The sequence below is a fragment of the Flavobacterium sp. UM26 genome (genome assembly GCF_057922445.1).
The window spans coordinates 88,867-104,797 of the sequence record NZ_JBVHCY010000012.1 but is presented as its reverse complement, the minus strand read 5'-3'; the positions used below and the strand labels follow the sequence as shown (position 1 = coordinate 104,797).

Below are 15,931 nucleotides of genomic sequence, written 5' to 3'. Positions count from 1 at the left end.
AACTAAAACCCTTTCAGAGACAAGTGCTTTGAAAGGGTTTTTCTTTTGCAGATAAATTGGTAAATCGGTTACAAGTTTGCGTGGCTTGGGTAATTCTTTGTGGACTTTGTGGTTCAATTTTTTACCAAAAAGCAACACCAAGTAAAAGATTTTTATTTTATGGAAATCAGCTAAAAACTTCTATGTCCTTATTTGCCTTACAGGGTTTAAAACTTGCAGCTTATTCCCAAAAAAAACTTCAATGGCTTACCTGTTTTTTATTATATCCTTTTGTGGCAAAGTTTTTTAGCACAAAGCAAAACGAAGAATACAAGTAGATTCAAAAGAAATACGTATGAATTTGTTTTAGAGATTTTTTGCCCATCAATGATATTCTCAATGAGATTGTGGAGTTGAATTAGGCTAAATTTTTTTCGGTGTCTTTTATGGCTTTTTCGTTTTTATAATCAATCCATGCTTGTCCTTTTAGTTTACGCATAGCATTGTCAAAATAACGCATAAAGAAAACATTGTATACTGCTTTTGATAAATTGGGAATTGTTCTTGGAAAGGCCCTTAAACTCATTGAAAATCCTGGGGTAAGATACTTCATATAATGCCAATAACCTTCTGGCATATATAACATTTCTCCGTGTTCTAAAGTTGTAATTAATCCTTTTGCTTTTTGTAAAGCAGGAAATTTATCAAAATCAGGATTGTCAAAATCGATATCTTCTCTTGAGATTAAGGCATGTGGGACTTTGTACAGGAAAGGGGTTTGGTCAGGTGCAAAAAGCATACATTGTTTTTTTCCATGAAAATGAAAATGTAATATATTGGAATAGTCAATATCGTAATGCATAAAAACCTTAGAGTTTTCACCTCCAAAAAACAACATTGGTAATTGTTTTACTAATCGGAGTCCTATTTTAGGCCATTTAAAATCCTTTTGTAGTATAGGCACTTCTTTCATTAAATCGTATAAAAAAATACGATAATTTGTAGGTTTTGATTGTAACAAATCAATGTAGTCTGCCATTTTCATGCTAGCATGTGCGGCATTAAAACCATCTTTGTGGGACACAGGACGGTCGTCATACAAAGGAACTATTTTATCTCCTGCGATACCTTTGATGTAATTGAGGTTCCACTTTTCGTAAGCGGGCCAGTCTTTGGTCAACTTTTGAATAACTAAGGGCTTTTGTTTTTTAATGTAGTGGTTATAAAAATCCTCTTTTGAAATGGTTTCAACTCGTTCAATTTCAGTAAGATTCAGCTTCATAAAAGGAAATTAAAAATTAAAAAAAATGCTCTTAGTTTTTTAGACTAAGAGCAAAGTTAATAAAGCTTTAATTTATGATAAAATTTTTTTACTTATTCTTAACAGCAGCTTCAATATTTCTTTCGATAGTATGACCAGGTCTAGACCACTTTGGTTTTTCTCCAAGCGCATTGTATTGAGAGTCTTCTGCTTCAACAGTTTCGGGCTGCATAATTTTAATAAAAGGTTTTTGAGGTTCTAAACCTAGAATTTCAAACATTTTCATGTCCTCATTTACATCAGGATTAGGTGTTGTTAACAGTTTATCTCCTGCAAAGATAGAGTTCGCTCCAGCAAAGAAACATAAGGCTTGTCCTTCTCTACTCATATTCATTCTTCCAGCGGATAAACGAACTTGGGTTTCTGGCATTACGATTCTGGTGGTGGCAACCATTCGAATCATTTCCCAAATTTCAACTGGTTTTTCTTCTTCCAATGGGGTTCCTTCAACAGCAACTAAAGCATTAATTGGCACTGATTCTGGTTGAGGATTCAATGTAGAAAGTGCCACAAGCATTCCTGCGCGATCTTCGATGCTTTCTCCCATTCCAATAATTCCACCGCTACAAACCGTTACATTGGTTTTACGAACATTTTCTATAGTTTGTAAACGGTCTTCAAAACCACGTGTTGAAATTACTTCCTTATAGTATTCTTCAGAAGTGTCTAAATTGTGATTGTAGGCATATAATCCTGCTTCGGCTAGTCTTTTGGCTTGATTTTCAGTAAGCATTCCTAAGGTGCAACATACTTCCATGTCAAGTTTGTTGATAGTGCGTACCATTTCTAGTACCTGATCAAATTCTGGTCCGTCTTTAACATTTCGCCATGCGGCTCCCATACAAACTCTAGAAGAACCTCCCGATTTTGCTCTTAAGGCTTGTGCTTTTACTTGGCTTACTGACATCAAATCATTTCCTTCGATTTCTGTATGGTACCTTGCGGCTTGCGGGCAATAGCCGCAATCTTCAGGGCATCCTCCAGTTTTTATAGATAGTAAAGTGGAAACTTGTACTACATTAGGGTCATGATTGGTTCTGTGTATAGATGCTGCTTCATAAAGCAAATCCATAAGTGGTTTATTATATATCGCAATGATTTCTTCTTTTGTCCAATTGTGTTTTGTACTGCTCATAGGTGCATTTTTTAGAGCAACAAAAGTAATCAATTTGTTTTGAAGTAGCAATCTAGCCTTAGTAAAAGCGGTATTTATTTGGTAAAGTTAATCAGTCACTAATCGATTATTCCAATACAATAAAAGAAGCATGGTTACTACAACGGTTGAGGCAATTCCTTCAAATAGCAAACAAATACTATAGGTCATTACAGATGGATTTCCGCCAAAAAGAAAAGTTTGTGAAAGTGATTGAACATATTCGTCTCCACCTTGCATATAGCTGTAAACAATTAATCCGATAATGCTCAAGAAGACACCAATTAATGAGGTTTTCATGGCTGATTTGGCATTGTTAGCCAAGAATACCTCACCATCATGAATATTCATCACAATGCTTCTGTTTACACCATATAATACAAAAAGAGTGTTAAACAAACGGAGATAAAACACATCCGATAAACCGATAATGTTCATGAACAAAAAGTAAATGGCAATTCCTAGAAAGATAAGAAAGCCGTTCTGAAATTCTCTTGAAAGTTTCATAGTGTAGTTTTTTGAGTTAAGTTATAGTGTATTGAAAATGAATTCAATACGTATAAAATTACTAAAAAAAACAACTACAATTATATTTTATGAAAGATTAACTTTTGTTAATCGCCTGATAGGTAGAGATATAATATCTTGTGCTGTTTTCGTCAAGTGCTAATTGTGCTTTTAGAAAATCAATGTTTTGGAACTTTTGCTCTGAACGCAAACGATGCAAAATAGAAATTTTAAGCGATTGGTGATATAAATCTTTATTGAAGTCCAAAAAGTGTACTTCTATACTTTGCTTTTCTCCTCCCACTGTCGGATTAGTGCCAATGTTCATCATTCCATAAACGGTTTGATTGTTTATAATGCTTGACACAACATATACTCCGTTTTTTGGAATGAGTTTAAAATCCTCTGCAATGGAAAGGTTCGCCGTAGGATATCCGATTGTTCTTCCTAATTGTTTACCGTGGATTACTTGTCCTGAGATAGGATAAGGATATTCTAAATAGGTGTTGGCCAAGGCTAAGTCACCTTCCAAAATTGCCTTTCTTATTTTGGTAGAACTTACAGAAATTGTGTTAATTTCTTGAGCTGTGATTTGTTCCACTTCAAAGTTGTAGGTTTTGCCGAAGGTAATTAAATCGTTGATATCAGCCGTTCTGTTTTTTCCAAAACGATGATCGTAGCCAATAATTATTTTTTGGATATTGAAGCGATTAACTAAAACATCTCGAACGAATTCTTCGGCACTAAGTTTTGAAAAGGTGGTATCAAAGGGATGAATGACCAAATTTTCGATGCCTAATTGCTCTAATAATTCGATTTTTTCGTCAATAGTATTAAGTAGTTTTATGTCTGATTTTTCCTGAAGAACCATTCTGGGGTGTGGGAAAAATGTTAGAACCACACTTTCGTATGTTCTATTTTTTGTGCTTTGTGTTACTTTATTCAAAATGGTTTTGTGACCAAAATGAACTCCGTCAAAAGTGCCTAAGGTAAGAATCGTTTTTTTGGTTGCAACAAATTCGTTTATGGAGTGAAAAATCTTCAAAATGACTAATTTATAAAGTTGCAAATTTATACTATCTATTTTAAATGAAACAAGATAAAAAGTATCATTTTCAAAATAACCAAATCATAAGTTAATTTAGGTGAAGAGCAGATAGGGCTTTTTATTTTTAGTAGATATTTTGGTTTCTTTTGTTGATCTCCCTGTTTTTTTGTTTCAATGTTGCTAATAGCTATGGAAGAAATACTTAGGAAAGGATATTTTTGTTTATTTTTTTCTTAATAAAATCCAACAATTTTATCTTTTTCAAAAAAAAATCTAGAGTCTATCAAGATAAATGTAGTAACTTTAATGACTCAAAATCACTAATTAATGAAAAAAAAGGTACTTTTTTTAGTTTTATCTTGTGTCTCTGTTCTTGCTCAAGCACAAGATAAAGTATTTTGGAAACCAGTTTCGAAAGCTTCTCTTGCTAGCCGAAGTCTGCTTGATGAGGAAAGACAAAATCAAGGTTTGTATGAATTGAATCCTCAAATTCTCAAGTCAACTTTAGCTTTAACTAAAGGGAAGACTAGTGAAAAAGCTACAGAGGTGATAAGCCTCCCAAATGCTAATGGAAAAATGGAACATTTTTTAGTATGGGAATCTTCTAATTTTGATCCCGCATTGCAGGCTCAATTTCCAAACATTCAATCGTTTAGTGGAAAAGGTATTACCGATACAAATGCCACAGTTTATTTTAGTACCTCGGATAAAGGTATACAAACCATGGTTTTGCGAAGTAATGGTCAGCCAGCTGAGTTTATGGAGCCAATAAAAGGGGAGACTCAAAAATACGTATTGTATCGATCGGATAAGAAAGCCAAAGGAGAATTGCCTTTGAATTGCACCACCGATGAAAAAGATTTAACCTCAAGTTTATTGTCTAAAACGGCAAAGACAAAAATTAGTGATCGTGTTTTTCGTACGATGCGCTTGGCTTTATCTTGTACTGGTGAGTACGCTACTTATCACGGAGGAACTGTTCAAGGAGCATTGGCGGCTATGAATGCTACAATGACAAGAGTGAATGGTGTTTTTAATAGGGATTTGGCCTTGAGGTTAGTTATTATTGCAGATAATAACAAGGTTATTTATACCAATGCATCAACAGATCCTTACACAGCGGTAACTGGAGGAAAAGCACCAGCGGCATGGAATCAAGAATTGCAAACAACTTTGACTAATACTATTGGTGAAAGCAATTATGATATAGGTCATTTGTTTGGTGCTTCAGGAGGTGGAGGAAATGCAGGATGTATCGGTTGTGTATGTGATTCTGGTAAAGGAAGTGCCTATACTTCTCCTTCTAATAATAAGCCTGAGGGCGATACTTTTGATATTGATTTTGTTGCACATGAGTTTGGACATCAATTGGGGGCTACTCATACTTTTTCTTATGATATTGAAGACACGGGAACAAGTGTAGAGCCGGGAAGTGGTTCTACGATAATGGGATACGCAGGTATTACCGATTATAATGTTCAATCCAATTCAGATGATTATTTTGCTTTTGCTAGTATTAATCAAATTCAGCAAAATTTAGCACCAAAAAATTGTCCAGTTAAAACAACTATAACTACAGCTGTATTTGGTGTCAATGCTGGCCCTGATTATACTATACCAAAAAGCACTCCATTCGTGTTGAAAGGAACTACAAGCGGAACTGTTAATGGTTCTTTTACCTATGTTTGGGAACAAAATGATTCTGCTGTAACTACAGCAGGAGCTAATAGTATAGCCATTCCTGATAAGGCTGACGGGCCTTTATTTCGTTCTTTTCCTCCTACGGCTTCATTGACTCGTTATTTCCCTGCCTATAATAATGTTTTAATCAATAGGTTTAACAGTAATTGGGAATCATTAAGTAGTATTGCAAGGACTATGACGTTTGTGCTTACAGCTAGAGATAATGCTGCGCCAGGATTAGGGCAAACAGCTTCTGATGAGGTATTAGTAACTGTAAGTGGTACGGCGGGGCCATTCGAAGTCACTTCTCAAGCTAGTACTGATTTGAGTTGGACTCAAGGATCTACTCAAACTATTACTTGGAATGTAAATGGTACTAGTTTATTATCAGGTGCAGCTAATGTAAATATCAAATTGTCTACAGATGGCGGTCTCACTTTTCCAATCACTTTGGTTAGTAATACGCCCAATGATGGCTCACAATCTATAGTTGTTCCTGATGTAGCTGCTTTGAGATGTAGGGTTTTGGTAGAGCCTACGAATTCTATTTTTTATTCGATGAATCCTACTCCATTTGCTATTGGATATACTACTGTTTCGGCTTGTAATACGTATACTTTTTCAGCTCCTATTACTATTCCTGATGGAGTAAGTAGCTATACCACAAGACAAATTGTGGTACCTGCTGATTTGGGGAATATTACTGATGTGGATGTTGAGGTTGCTTTGTCGCATACTTACATGTCTGATGTAGAGTTAGAGATTGTAAGTCCACAAAATACTACGGTTCGATTGCTACAAAGAGTTTGTGGTAGTTCAACAATTCCACTGACTTTAAAAATTGATGATGGCGGGAACGTTATAGATTGCGCCAATAACTCTTTTCAAATCATTACGCCTGCTGATTTGTTGAGCGGTTTTAATACTCAAAATCCAGCAGGTACTTGGACTTTACGGGTAAGAGATGCTTATACTAACGATAGCGGAACTATTAACTCCGCTTCGGTAACGATTTGTACACAAAAGGCGACCTTGGGAACAGAAGACTTGGGAATTGCTGATTTTAAATTATTTCCTAATCCTTCTACTGGTGTTTTTAAAGTCGAATTTACTAGTGTGTCGGATTCTCCTGTTGTAGTTTCGGTGGTAGATTTGTTGGGGCGAAAAGTTTATCAAAAACAATATGAAAAGTCAGCTAATTTTAGTGAGACAATTGATTTAAAAAATAATACAGCTGGAGTTTATATGGTAAATGTTGAAGATGGTCAAAGAAAAGAAGTGAAAAAAATAGTTATTCAATAGCTGTTTTTTTGGTCTTCATTATAAAAAAAAAAGGGAAACAAGATAAATTGTTTCCCTTTTTTTATTTCCCGTTGAAGCTATTCATTGTGTTGTTAAGTCCGGCGGTGCCAAAAGATTTGATGATTTCGGTACTCATTTCTAATCGTTCGGGAAGTGCTGTTTTTTCTTGTTCGTTCCATTCACCTAAGACATAATCTACCTGCTGTCCTTTTTTGAATTGGTCACTTATACCAAAACGGAAACGAGTATAATTTTGAGTATTCAAAACTAGATTGATGTTTTTTAATCCGTTATGACCTCCATCGCTTCCTTTGCCTTTTATTCGAATGGTGCCAAAAGAAAGATTAAGGTCGTCTGTAATGATCATAATGTTTTCTAGTGGGATGTTTTCTTGATCCATCCAGTATTTTACAGCTTTTCCGCTTAAGTTCATGTAGGTATTAGGTTTTAAAAGCAGGAATGTTCTGCCTTTAAACTTGTATTCGGCTAAAGTGCCTAGTTTTACGGTTTGAAAATCGAGACCTTCTTTTTTAGCTAAAAAATCAAGTATTTTAAAACCGATATTGTGGCGGGTATTTACATACTCGGCACCGATGTTGCCTAAACCAACGATTAGGAATTTTTTACTCACTTCTTTGTCTTTTTTTTGGTGTTCGTGAATCTCTGGTTTTATGGGGTTTATTTTTTCTACTTTTTTTGTAAAAAAAATAAATTTTGAATCCATTTTATCATGTTGCAAAAATAGTGTATTTAGTATATAAGTTAAATTGAAAGTCTATAATTGTTATGAAAAGGAGTCGTGTGGTATAGCCCTGATGGGAGCGGCATCCTTTGCTGCCGGTGTTCGGCAGTAAAGATATAGCGTACAGCAGGAGGATTCGTGAATAGCAGATGGAAGGTGTGCTTCTAATTAAAATTATGTATCATAGAATCTGAAACAAGTTCAGATTAAAACAAGTTCAGATTAAAAAAAAAGCGCCAGTTGTGTAACTGACGCTTTGATATAATGATTGAAAAAAATTATTTTTTCTTTCCTTTTGCAGGAGCTTTTGCTGCTTTTGCTGCTTCTTGAGCTGCTTTCATAGCTGCACGAGAAATTCTTACTTGGCAAACCACAGTGTTTTCTGGGTGCATGATTTTGTATTCTGGAGCACCAACTTTAGTAACGTACAATTTGTTACCCATTTCAAGAGGAGTGATGTCTGCTTCAACAAAATCAGGAAGGTTTTTAGGTAATGCTTTTACTTTAAGTTTACGTTGGTTCAAACGTAAAACACCTCCAGCAAGAACACCTTTTGAAGTACCTACAATTTTAACAGGAACTTCCATAGTGATTTCTTTATCGTCATAAAGTTGGAAGAAGTCGATGTGTAAAATTTTGTCACTTACAGGGTGTACTTGGATGTCTTGTAAGATTGCATTGAATGTTTTACCGTTACCAAGGTCGATCACAACTGTGTGAGCGTTTGGAGTGTAAACCAAGTTTTTGAAAGCTTTTTCTTCTGCTGAGAAATGCACTGCCTGATTTCCTCCGTATAATACGCAAGGAACCAATCCAGCATTACGTAAGGCTTTAGTTGACACTTTGCCCACGCTTTCTCTTTCTGATCCTTTAATTGTAATCGATTTCATTGTAAATATTTATATAGTTATTAATTAAACTCTTCTTTTGTAGTGATTAGTAATTGGTTATTAGTGATTAGCTTTTTTTGCTAATTACTAATGACTAAGTGCTATTCACTAATGCTACATTATAAATTTCCCACTAATGGAATTGTTGTGGTGCACCATGTGCATTACTTCGGCAAAAAGTGGCGCACAACTCAACACTTTTATTTTATTAGATTCTTTTCTTAATGGAATAGAATCCGAAACGATCAACTCGCTTAATTTTGAATTTTCTATTTTTTCGTAAGCGCTACCAGACAAAATTGCGTGTGTACAAATGGCTCTTACGCTCAAAGCACCTTTTTCAATCATCAAATCGGCTGCTTTTGCTAATGTTCCTCCGGTATCGATCATGTCGTCTACCAAGATTACGTTTCTTCCTTTTACTTCACCAATCAATTCCATGGTATCAATTACGTTAGCCATTTTTCTTTGTTTGTAACAAATAACTACGTCAGATTCTAGGAATTTAGAATAGGCATAAGCTCTTTTTGAACCTCCCATGTCTGGAGAAGCGATAGTCAAGTTTTCTAATCCTAGACTTTTTACATATGGTAAAAAGATTGTAGAAGCGAATAAATGATCTACCGGTTTTTCAAAGAACCCTTGAATTTGATCTGCGTGCAAATCCATGGTCATGATTCGGGTTGCCCCTGCAGCATCTAATAAATTAGCTACTAACTTAGCTCCAATTGGAACTCTTGGTTTGTCTTTTCGGTCTTGTCTAGCCCAACCAAAATAAGGAATTACAGCGGTAATGTGTCTTGCTGAAGCTCTTTTGGCTGCATCAATCATCATTAATAATTCCATCAAATTGTCTGCCGTTGGGAATGTAGAACATACGATAAAAACACGTAATCCTCTAATTGACTCTTCGTAAGAAGGTTGAAATTCTCCGTCGCTGTATTTAGCTAGGGTAACTTTTCCTAAAGGAATTCCGTAATTTTTTGCAATTTGCTCTGCAAGATATACACTTTGTGAACAAGCAAAAATTTTAGCTTCAGGTTCTAGGTGTGACATGTAATTCGTTGTTTTATTCCGATGCGCTTACAATTGTACTTTATTAATTGATAAAAGTATAATCCTTGTATTTGCCTCGGGTGTAGTTAGTTAGTGTGTGTCGTTTTAACGAGGTGCAAATTTATAAAATTTATTCAACACTGAAAGGAAAAAATTAAGTATTTTTAGTTGAACATTTAATTTTATTTTTTACATTTGCACCGTGTTAAAGAAAAAAGATATTTAGCTACCACTAATTATCTCTTTATTGCGAGAAATAACTGTTGTTATTTCAGTCTGCTAAGCCCGGATGGCGGAATTGGTAGACGCGCTGGTCTCAAACACCTGTGGGAAACCGTGCCGGTTCGACTCCGGCTCCGGGTACAAAACCGCTTCGAAAGAAGCGGTTTTTTTGTTTTTATACTCTTCTTATAAAGAACTTCTTAAAATTAGTTGGCATTTGTTTTCTATTTGTTCTTTTCGACCTTTCAAAATCATTTCGGCTAAAATTTTTCCCATTTGTTCAAAATCAGTAGAGATGGTTGTGATGCCATTTTCTACAATCTTCTTTAATGGCGTTTCATTATAGGATACAATTCCGTAGTCTAGACCTATAGTCAATTGCTGTGATTTTGCCTTTTCGATTACACTTACTAAGTCGCGATCACTTGGAATAATATAGACTTCGCCGGGTGTGATGGTTCGATTTTTAAATTCGGTTATTACTTCGTGATCATATCCAAAGTCCTTGCAAAAGTTTAGAAAACCTATTTTCATACCGAGTGGTTCTCTAAAGCCAGGGAAGATTATAATTAGTTTTTTGTATTTATCCAACCTAGATTTTCCCTCCAAAAGACCATCGTAAATGTTTTGAATAAAGTTTTGATGAATGGAAGGGTAGGAAAATAATTCGGAATTGGTTTGGTCTAATATATAGACATCTTGTACTGGTAGGTTTTTTATTGTGTTATGTGCTTCCTCAAAAGCGGTAGGCATGATAATATATTTGGTGTAGTTGCCATTATTTTCCGCAATGAGTTTTTGAAAAAACTGAAAATTGAAATGATGAAAAAAAATGTCAACCTGAACGTTTTTTCCGATGTTTTCTAAAAATGAATTGTACAAATCTTCCTTGAAAATATTCAACTCGTCAAAGAGCAAAAATATTTTTTGTTTGATATTTATTTCCACACTTTTTATGTAGTAACCTTTGCCAGGTATAGCAAATACAATACCTCGCTTCTTTAATTCATCGTAAGCTTGTAATACAGTGTCTCGAGACAAATCGTGTGCTAAACAGACTTTATTCACAGAAGGCAGTTGGTCGCCTTTGACTAATTTTTCCGATTCGATGGCTTTCTCAATCGATTGAATTATTTGTTTGTATTTGGGTACGCCTTGGTTGTTTTGGACAGTAATGTATTTCATAAGGTGGTAATTTATTTTTGGCAATATACAAAAAAACTGGTAGGTACTGGTATGTAAAATATAATCCTTCGTATAATTTTGGATTTTAATATTTCACAAAAAAAATAGAAAAATAAAACGTTTTTGTTACAAAAAACAGAAAAAATTAGGATTATCATTTTTTAGCAACCAAAACGATGAGAAACTAATTTTTGATTTGGAAACACTTCTGTTGCTTTTTTGGAATATTCAAAAAAATAATAACTAACAAAATCAATTTAATGAAAACAAAAAGTTTGAAAACAATTCATTTCAGATTGTTCTTTTTACTGCTCCTTGTTCCGTTTTTTGTTCAGGCACAAAACAAATTGTCTGGAACGGTGGTTGATAATACAACCAAACAACCAATTCCTGGAGCTAATCTAGTTGTTAAGGGTTCTAAAGTTAGTACGTCTACTGATTTTTCTGGGGCTTTTCAGCTGTCTGGTGTGAGTAAAGGAGATCAAATCGTAGTGTCGTTTGTGGGTTTTAAATCACAAACCGTGATTTATTCTGGACAAAGTTCGCTAACTGTTCTATTGCAAGAACAAGACAATGAACTTAAGGAGGTAGTAGTGCAAGTAGGATATGGTTCTGTAAAAAGAAAAGATGCTACTGGTTCTGTAACTACTTTGGCTACCAAAGATTTTAACAAAGGGGTAAATGTCTCAACCGAAAATATGCTTACCGGTAGAGTTGCAGGTTTATCTATCAATTCTTCAGGAGCACCGGGTTCTTTATCCGAAATTAGAATTAGAGGGGGAAGTTCGTTATTTGCAAGTAATGATCCGTTGATTGTTATTGATGGTTTGCCTCTTGAAAACACGACCAACACGGGTTCAGCTTCGTTTTTGGCTTCTTTGAATCCAAGCACAGTTGAGTCGATGACGGTTTTGAAAGATGCTTCGGCAACTGCTATTTACGGTTCACGTGCGTCGAACGGGGTAATTATCATCACGACCAAAAAGGGAAGTAAAACCCTTTCGGTAGAATACAATGTACAGTTTGGAGCGGGAGAGTTGGTGAATACGGTTGATGTATTGAGCCCAACTGCTTTTAGAAATACCATTGCTCAAGTACGTCCACAGGATGTAGATAAATTAGGCACAGCCAACACCAATTGGCAAGAGGCAATTTACCGCAATACAGGATTGGTAGATCAAAATTTAGCGGTTAGAGGAAGTCTTTTTGGTTTGATTCCAACAAGTTTAACTTTAGGAAATACCGATCAACAAGGGTTACGAATTACGAATGAGTTCAAAAGAAACACGGTAGGTTTGGTGATGAATCCGTCATTTTTTGAAAACCATTTGAAGGTGAAACTTTCTGCTAATTATGCCAATGAAAGAAACCGTTTTACAGATGCTGTTGAAGGTGCTGCCATTGGTTTTGATCCAACACAACCTATTCGTGTAGAAGGTGCTCCTTATGGTGGATTTTTTGAGTATACTTCTGGTGTAGATGCCAACGGAAATTATCCGTTAATCGCTATCGCAGCAAGAAACCCTGTGGCACAGTTGCTTCAAACTAATGATCGTGGAAAGAGCAATAGACTTTTTGGAAATTTTGAAATCGATTATAAATTTCACTTCTTGCCTTCTTTAAGAGCTGTGGTGAATCTTGGTTTTGATGAATCGAATGGAGAAAGACGTCGTTTGGTAGGTGCCAATGCTGGTTCGGCTCCATCCAATAACAATATTCCTTACGGAACAGATGAGTACTCAGAATCTACAAGAAGAAATAAGTTGATCGATGCTTATTTTGTATATAACAAGACTTTTAATGATTTTAATGTTGAACTAACAGGCGGACATTCGTATCAAAAATTCGAATCCAATCGATTCGATACCGGTAACATCTTAAACCCAGATCTACCCTCGACTTTCCCTGAAACTACCTTGAATACGGATGTCGTACTGTTAGGCTTTTTTGGAAGATCCAACATTAATTTCAAAAACAAATATTTATTGACTTTGTCTTATCGTCGTGACGGTTCTTCTCGATTTGAAAAAGAAAGCCGTTGGGGGAATTTCCCTTCTGCCGCTTTTGCTTGGAAAGTAAAAGAAGATTTCTTTAAAGACAGTAATGTGGTTTCCGATTTGAAATTGCGTTTGAGCTATGGTATAACAGGACAACAAGATATTCCTGACCCGAATGGTTATTTAGAGAAATACGATTTAGGTGGAGGTAACTCACAATACCAATTTGGGAATGCTTATTTCCCAATTGCCTTGCCGAGCAAGCGTACCAAGAACTTAAAATGGGAGGAAACCGTTTCGTACAACGCGGGTCTTGATTTTGGCGTATTCAATAATGTAATTACGGGTGCGGTAGATGTGTTTTATAAAGAAGCCAAAGATTTATTGGTAAATGCGGCTATCTCTGACGGAAGTAATTTCTCTAACCGTGTGTACCAAAACGTAGGTTCTTTTACGACCAAAGGAATTGAGTTTACCTTGAACGCGAATCCAATTAAAACAGAAAATTTCAATTGGAACATCAATTTCAATGCAAGTAAATTCGAGCGAAGAATCAAAGATTTAGTGTACGGAACAGATATTTATGTAGGCGATAACATTGCAGGAACGGGAACGCCAGGTCAGATTTTTAGAGAAGGATATACGCCTTATTCGTTTTATGTGTACAAACAATTGTATGATACTAACGGAAAAGCTATTGAAGGGGCTTTTGCTGATTTGAATGGAGATAACATCAAAAATGATTCAGACCGCTACATCTATAACAATCCAGATCCAGATCTTACCTTAGGTTTTGCTTCTACAATGAATTACAAAGACATTGATTTCTCTTTCAACTTAAGAGCGAGTATCGGAAACCGAATTTTCAATGCTGTAGACGCATCGAGAGCGCAATATGAGGCGATGGAAAATGGTGGGATTTTAAGCAATGTTCCTTCTTCTATTTTAGACACAAATTTCCAAACCACTTCAAATGTGTTGTTGTCTGATATTTATATCGAAAATGCTTCCTACCTGAAAATGGATAACGTAACCTTAGGCTATACTTTCAGAAAAATAATGAACGAAAATACTAGCTTGAGAATGTTTACGGGAGTTCAAAATGTTTTTGTCTTGACAAAATACAGTGGTTTAGACCCTGAGATTACTAATAATGGCGTCGATAAAACCATTTATCCTAGACAGCGTACTATTCTATTTGGTCTTAATCTTAAATTTTAATAAACGATGAAGAAATATATAATTATATCCTTTTTAGCTTTGGCTACTTTATTTCAATCGTGTACCGATGATTTGAATGTAGTGTCAGAAGATGACGATGTATTGGCTTCGGATGCTGTCTATAAAGATGCAGCAGGATACAAAAATGCCTTGGCAGGTGTTTACGGAAATTTATCGCTTACGAGTACTTGGGGACCAGATGCTTCTTCTCTTGAAGGAGTAGATGCAGGAACAAGTCAGTTTAGTAGATGTTTGTTGTATTTACAAGAGCTTACTACCGACGAGTTGGTGTGGAGTTATGAAAATGACGGAGGAACAGCCGAGTTGCAACGCAATATTTGGACACCAGCCAATCCAATTCTTTTGGGAATGTATTCACGAACTATGGCTTCTGTGGCGTATGCCAATGAATTTTTGCGCCAAAGTACTCCTGAAAAATTGAAATCTCGTAACATTACTAGCGCTGAAGATTTGGCTGCAATCGAATTGTACCGAAATGAAGTGAAGGTTTTGCGTGCGTATGCCTACTATAATATGATGGATTTGTTTGGGAAAGCAGCTATGTATACAGAAGCAGATCCTATCAATTTCAAAGGACCTGAGTTTACAAGACAACAATTGTTTGATTTTGTAGAAACAGAATTAAAAGCCGCGCTTCCTAACTTGAAAGCCGCAAGAACCAATGAATACGGACGCGTTGATCAAGGAATGGCAAAAATGATTTTAGCTAAAATTTACTTGAATGCCGAAGTATATACCAAAACTAAGCGTTACGGCGATTGTATTACCATGTGTAATGATCTTATCGCTGCGGGTTATTCTTTGAAAGCAAATTATTTAGACAATTTCAAAGCTGATAATCATACTTCACCTGAAATGATTTTTACCATTCAATCTGATGGTGCCAAAACTCAAAACTGGGGAGCTACTACAGTATTGACCAATGGACAAATTGGTGTATGGGAAAACAACGGCGCTGATTTTGGAATAGGTGGATGGAGTGGCGCCTTGAGAATTAGAAAAGAATTTGCTCAAAAATTTGATGGTACCAAATTCAATCAAGATACACGTAAAACAATAGGAACTGGCGTAGCAGGAAGTGCTTCCAAACAAAGAACGATTGATATTGCAGATATTGGAGTTAAAACTCAAGGGTACATCTTGTCTAAATATTCCAATAAAACGGCTACTGGGCAAAATGGAACAAGTTCTACATATGCCGATACTGATTTTCCATTATTTCGTTTGGCCGATGTTTACTTAATGTATGCCGAAGCTACTTTACGTGGAGGAGCTGGCGGAGATGTTACCAAAGCATTAGATTATGTGAATGCCCTTAGAAGAAGAGCCAATAACAATACCACTGTTGGTAATATCGTCCCTGCTGATTTGACTCTTGATTTTGTTTTAGACGAAAGAGCTCGTGAATTACACTGGGAAGCTCACCGCAGACAGGACTTAATCCGTTTTGGGAAATTCTCTGGCGGTTCTTACAATTGGGCTTGGAAAGGCAATGCTTCTACGGGAGTTTCTATTCCGGCTTTTATGGATTTGTTTCCAATTCCTGCGGGTTCTTTGGGATCAAATAGCAACCTAACTCAAAACCTTGGATACTAAAAAAATAA

11 protein-coding genes and 1 tRNA gene are annotated in these 15,931 nt (G+C 35.8%); 4 read left to right on the top strand and 8 right to left on the bottom strand.

Features of this window, described 5'->3' with window-relative positions:
• Positions 1-397 precede the first annotated feature (397 nt).
• The 4 genes from ACZ1AQ_RS13865 to ACZ1AQ_RS13850 all read right to left on the bottom strand — a co-directional run bounded on the left by ACZ1AQ_RS13865 (position 398) and on the right by ACZ1AQ_RS13850 (position 4,005).
• Entirely contained in the window at positions 398-1,261 is an 864-nt protein-coding gene (locus ACZ1AQ_RS13865; RefSeq protein WP_489633461.1) for a cupin-like domain-containing protein, read from the bottom strand.
• A gap of 88 nt (positions 1,262-1,349) precedes the next feature.
• On the bottom strand, positions 1,350-2,435 hold the full coding sequence (gene bioB, locus ACZ1AQ_RS13860) for a biotin synthase BioB (protein ID WP_489633460.1): 1,086 nt from the start codon (positions 2,433-2,435) through the stop codon (positions 1,350-1,352).
• Positions 2,436-2,522: 87 nt separating this feature from the next.
• The gene (locus tag ACZ1AQ_RS13855) at positions 2,523-2,960 is read right to left on the bottom strand and encodes a hypothetical protein (RefSeq protein ID WP_489633459.1); all 438 of its coding nucleotides are present in this window, start codon (positions 2,958-2,960) and stop codon (positions 2,523-2,525) included.
• A 97-nt stretch (positions 2,961-3,057) separates the two neighbouring features.
• Complete coding sequence (locus ACZ1AQ_RS13850; RefSeq protein ID WP_489633458.1) at positions 3,058-4,005, bottom strand: bifunctional riboflavin kinase/FAD synthetase; 948 nt, start codon at positions 4,003-4,005, stop codon at positions 3,058-3,060.
• Between the two features lie 330 nt (positions 4,006-4,335).
• Between ACZ1AQ_RS13850 and ACZ1AQ_RS13845 the strand changes: the two genes are divergently transcribed.
• Positions 4,336-6,993, top strand: coding sequence for a zinc-dependent metalloprotease (locus ACZ1AQ_RS13845; protein WP_489633457.1), 2,658 nt, complete (start codon positions 4,336-4,338; stop codon positions 6,991-6,993).
• 61 nt (positions 6,994-7,054) lie between these two features.
• Here the strand turns inward: ACZ1AQ_RS13845 and pth are convergent, their stop codons facing one another.
• The 3 genes from pth to ACZ1AQ_RS13830 all read right to left on the bottom strand — a co-directional run bounded on the left by pth (position 7,055) and on the right by ACZ1AQ_RS13830 (position 9,681).
• Complete coding sequence (gene pth, locus ACZ1AQ_RS13840) at positions 7,055-7,717, bottom strand: aminoacyl-tRNA hydrolase (protein ID WP_489633456.1); 663 nt, start codon at positions 7,715-7,717, stop codon at positions 7,055-7,057.
• A 296-nt stretch (positions 7,718-8,013) separates the two neighbouring features.
• Complete coding sequence (locus ACZ1AQ_RS13835) at positions 8,014-8,625, bottom strand: 50S ribosomal protein L25/general stress protein Ctc (RefSeq protein ID WP_489633455.1); 612 nt, start codon at positions 8,623-8,625, stop codon at positions 8,014-8,016.
• Positions 8,626-8,739: 114 nt separating this feature from the next.
• Positions 8,740-9,681 (bottom strand): ribose-phosphate pyrophosphokinase, encoded by a 942-nt coding sequence (locus tag ACZ1AQ_RS13830; RefSeq protein ID WP_064715323.1) that lies wholly within the window; start codon positions 9,679-9,681, stop codon positions 8,740-8,742.
• Positions 9,682-9,964: 283 nt separating this feature from the next.
• Between ACZ1AQ_RS13830 and ACZ1AQ_RS13825 the strand changes: the two genes are divergently transcribed.
• Positions 9,965-10,044: transfer RNA gene (locus ACZ1AQ_RS13825), tRNA-Leu, on the top strand.
• Positions 10,045-10,089: 45 nt separating this feature from the next.
• Here ACZ1AQ_RS13825 and ACZ1AQ_RS13820 read toward each other — a convergent pair.
• Positions 10,090-11,088, bottom strand: coding sequence for a GntR family transcriptional regulator (locus ACZ1AQ_RS13820; RefSeq protein ID WP_489633454.1), 999 nt, complete (start codon positions 11,086-11,088; stop codon positions 10,090-10,092).
• Between the two features lie 260 nt (positions 11,089-11,348).
• Here ACZ1AQ_RS13820 and ACZ1AQ_RS13815 point away from each other — a divergent pair, with 260 nt between their 5' ends.
• Both ACZ1AQ_RS13815 and ACZ1AQ_RS13810 read left to right on the top strand, forming a co-directional pair.
• On the top strand, positions 11,349-14,306 hold the full coding sequence (locus tag ACZ1AQ_RS13815; RefSeq protein ID WP_489633453.1) for a SusC/RagA family TonB-linked outer membrane protein: 2,958 nt from the start codon (positions 11,349-11,351) through the stop codon (positions 14,304-14,306).
• A 6-nt stretch (positions 14,307-14,312) separates the two neighbouring features.
• Positions 14,313-15,923 carry a RagB/SusD family nutrient uptake outer membrane protein gene (locus ACZ1AQ_RS13810; protein WP_489633452.1) on the top strand — a complete coding sequence of 537 codons (1,611 nt, stop codon included), beginning with the start codon at positions 14,313-14,315 and terminating at the stop codon, positions 15,921-15,923.
• Positions 15,924-15,931: the final 8 nt, after the last annotated feature.

Bases quoted from the DNA above. Each gene is read 5' to 3' on its own strand.
- ACZ1AQ_RS13815 (WP_489633453.1), top strand. From the start codon at position 11,349: ATGAAAACAAAAAGTTTGAAAACAATTCATTTCAGATTGTTCTTTTTA.
- ACZ1AQ_RS13810 (WP_489633452.1), top strand. From the start codon at position 14,313: ATGAAGAAATATATAATTATATCCTTTTTAGCTTTGGCTACTTTATTT.
- pth (WP_489633456.1), bottom strand. From the start codon at position 7,717: ATGGATTCAAAATTTATTTTTTTTACAAAAAAAGTAGAAAAAATAAAC.
- ACZ1AQ_RS13835 (WP_489633455.1), bottom strand. From the start codon at position 8,625: ATGAAATCGATTACAATTAAAGGATCAGAAAGAGAAAGCGTGGGCAAA.
- bioB (WP_489633460.1), bottom strand. From the start codon at position 2,435: ATGAGCAGTACAAAACACAATTGGACAAAAGAAGAAATCATTGCGATA.
- ACZ1AQ_RS13865 (WP_489633461.1), bottom strand. From the start codon at position 1,261: ATGAAGCTGAATCTTACTGAAATTGAACGAGTTGAAACCATTTCAAAA.
- ACZ1AQ_RS13845 (WP_489633457.1), top strand. From the start codon at position 4,336: ATGAAAAAAAAGGTACTTTTTTTAGTTTTATCTTGTGTCTCTGTTCTT.
- ACZ1AQ_RS13830 (WP_064715323.1), bottom strand. From the start codon at position 9,681: ATGTCACACCTAGAACCTGAAGCTAAAATTTTTGCTTGTTCACAAAGT.
- ACZ1AQ_RS13855 (WP_489633459.1), bottom strand. From the start codon at position 2,960: ATGAAACTTTCAAGAGAATTTCAGAACGGCTTTCTTATCTTTCTAGGA.
- ACZ1AQ_RS13820 (WP_489633454.1), bottom strand. From the start codon at position 11,088: ATGAAATACATTACTGTCCAAAACAACCAAGGCGTACCCAAATACAAA.